This is a genomic window from Mesobacillus sp. (genome assembly GCF_047739415.1).
Classification (GTDB): Bacteria; Bacillota; Bacilli; order Bacillales; family Cytobacillaceae; genus Mesobacillus.
This window is the reverse complement of sequence record NZ_JBIQOE010000309.1, coordinates 1-2,180: the sequence shown is the minus strand read 5'-3', so window position 1 is coordinate 2,180 and position 2,180 is coordinate 1. Positions and strand designations below refer to the sequence as shown.

General features: G+C 39.8%; 3 protein-coding genes. All 3 read left to right on the top strand.

Annotated elements, in window-relative coordinates; all coding sequences use genetic code 11:
* The coding region (locus tag ACH0QE_RS25345) for a rolling circle replication-associated protein (protein WP_415803144.1) at window positions 1–939 on the top strand (939 nt) is incomplete at its 5' end.
* A gap of 350 nt (window positions 940–1,289) precedes the next feature.
* A complete protein-coding gene (locus tag ACH0QE_RS25340; protein ID WP_415803143.1) occupies window positions 1,290–1,520 on the top strand; it encodes a hypothetical protein in 231 nt (76 codons plus the stop codon).
* Window positions 1,521–1,771: 251 nt separating this feature from the next.
* Window positions 1,772–1,999 carry a hypothetical protein gene (locus tag ACH0QE_RS25335; RefSeq protein ID WP_415803142.1) on the top strand — a complete coding sequence of 76 codons (228 nt, stop codon included), beginning with the start codon at window positions 1,772–1,774 and terminating at the stop codon, window positions 1,997–1,999.
* Window positions 2,000–2,180: the final 181 nt, after the last annotated feature.

Here is a 2,180-nt window from a genome sequence, read left to right as displayed (position 1 = left end):
TTAGCACAGAAAAATGAGGTGAAAAAGGTGGTAAAAACCAGTGATGACATGGTCTCAATCGCTCCTGAAGAGTTTGTAAAAGTGACCAAAATGAATCACATAGTTGAAGTGCAGCATATGCAGAAAATGAACCGGACAAATCATATCAAAAAATTAGACAAAGATAGATTTGTAGATATATCAACTGGCGAAATAAGAGAGTTTGAACACTCTGAGAACCGTCAGCAAAACTATAATTCTCTAAGACAAACATTTAAAAAAATCCGATATTTGATAAATAATAATTTCATAGGGAAACCTAATGAGCTACATATCACTTTGACTTACAAAGAGAATATGACCGATACAAAGCGTCTGTATAGCGATTTTAAGCGTTTTATGACTCGCCTTAAGCGTAAGTATCAAGATAAGTCCACAATAGACTACATAACCGTTGTAGAGCCACAGGAACGAGGTGCATGGCATTGTCACGTTCTAGTAAGATTCAATGATTTAGAGAAAGTTTATTTAAGCAATAATCTTGTTAGAGAGTTATGGGAACAAGGAAGAATTGTTTCTACGAAATCACTTAAGGACGTAGACAACATAGGAGCCTATTTAAGCGCTTATTTGGCTGACATAGACCTAGATGATGTCAAAGACAAGGAAACGGCCTTTAAAGTGGCTTCTGAGGGCTGTGAGATTAAAACAAAGGTTGTGGATGGCAAAGAGAAGAAATTTATAAAGGGTGGTCGGCTTCACATGTATCCTCCTGGAATGAATATGTACCGAAAATCGAAGGGGATCATCAAGCCGGAAAGAGAAGAAATGAAATTTAAGGACATAAAAAAAGTAGTAGGGTCGGCACAACCCCACTACCAGAAAAGTTATCACGTCGAAAGCGACGACTTTCAAAACACGATTTCGTTTCTTCAGTATAACACAAAACGCGATATTTAAACCAGAGAAAAGGGGGTTCCCCTACTGGTGCAAGGGGGTTCCTGTTAAGGGGGTTCCCTTGCACTGGTAGGAGGTTCCCTTTTTTATTTTCCCGTAGGTTATTTGTCAGTATGACAAACGTTTTTCCTCCTGGACAGGAGACCCGTTTAACACCCCTTTTCAGGGTGGTGTATAAATGGGCACTCTGTACCCTCGTGATGGTTCCGAAAAGGTTCTGAGTGGTCTATCCTCCCGATGAACAAAAGCGATTAAGGGCGCACTTATACAAACTCCGTTTGTGTGCTAAAACTCCTGGTGTTTTCGTCAAGCGTGTTAAAAAATATTAAAGGGAGACACAGGGTGGTTAACGAATGGTTACCACCTTAAAAAATAAAACTGAGGTGAACAAAATGCTTTATCGAAGTCATGAAGTGCAAGGAACGGATTTACCGATTTTCAGACAAAAGAGTGAGGATCTGCTGACGCATGAGGAAATGATCCTTTTGAGTGATAGGTTAGATAAATTTAAAATTGCTGGCTATGTACAGGTAATAAAATTCGGCAAAGTCTTTTTCGAACCAGTTTACGGAGTGCGCAATTAGAAAATTAGAACGCTGCATAAACATTTCTGTCAACGGTACCGGACCAGAGGGAGGATAAGGAGTTGACAGAACCACCAGACCCAAACCCTCTTGGTGTGTCAAAAGTGAAACCTTTTGACCTGCCTACCGGCGAGGGAGCCTCCCATGAATGGGAGGTTGGTGGGTTGATTTTTTAGTGTAATAGATTCTCATTGACGATTTATCAAATCAGATATATAATTTTACTAAATCGGTAATAGGAGGTTAAGGGAATGTCAAATAACAATGCGGTAAAAGTTATTGCTCAGGTTTCGCAGTCTATTAATGCTCAGCTGGTGGAAGAGTCTGAACGTTTGGGGATTCCGAAGACGTCAATCGTTACGATGGCTCTTGAGCAGTATTTCAGTCAAAAGCAGGCGATGAGAGCTATGTCTGATATGGGACAGGTCATCCAGAAGCTTGAGGATTTGGAGAAGCAAGTTAGGAAAAATAACGGCTAAAAAGCGTCCCTCTATTTATTAACTTGATTTTAATTAAACATTAGCACAGAAAAATGAGGTGAAAAAGGTGGTAAAAACCAGTGATGACATGGTCTCAATCGCTCCTGAAGAGTTTGTAAAAGTGACCAAAATGAATCACATAGTTGAAGTGCAGCATATGCAGAAAATGAACCGGACAAAT

Excerpts from the sequence above, each read along its gene's own strand:
- ACH0QE_RS25340 (WP_415803143.1), top strand. The coding sequence starts at position 1,290 with ATGGTTACCACCTTAAAAAATAAAACTGAGGTGAACAAAATGCTTTAT.
- ACH0QE_RS25335 (WP_415803142.1), top strand. The coding sequence starts at position 1,772 with ATGTCAAATAACAATGCGGTAAAAGTTATTGCTCAGGTTTCGCAGTCT.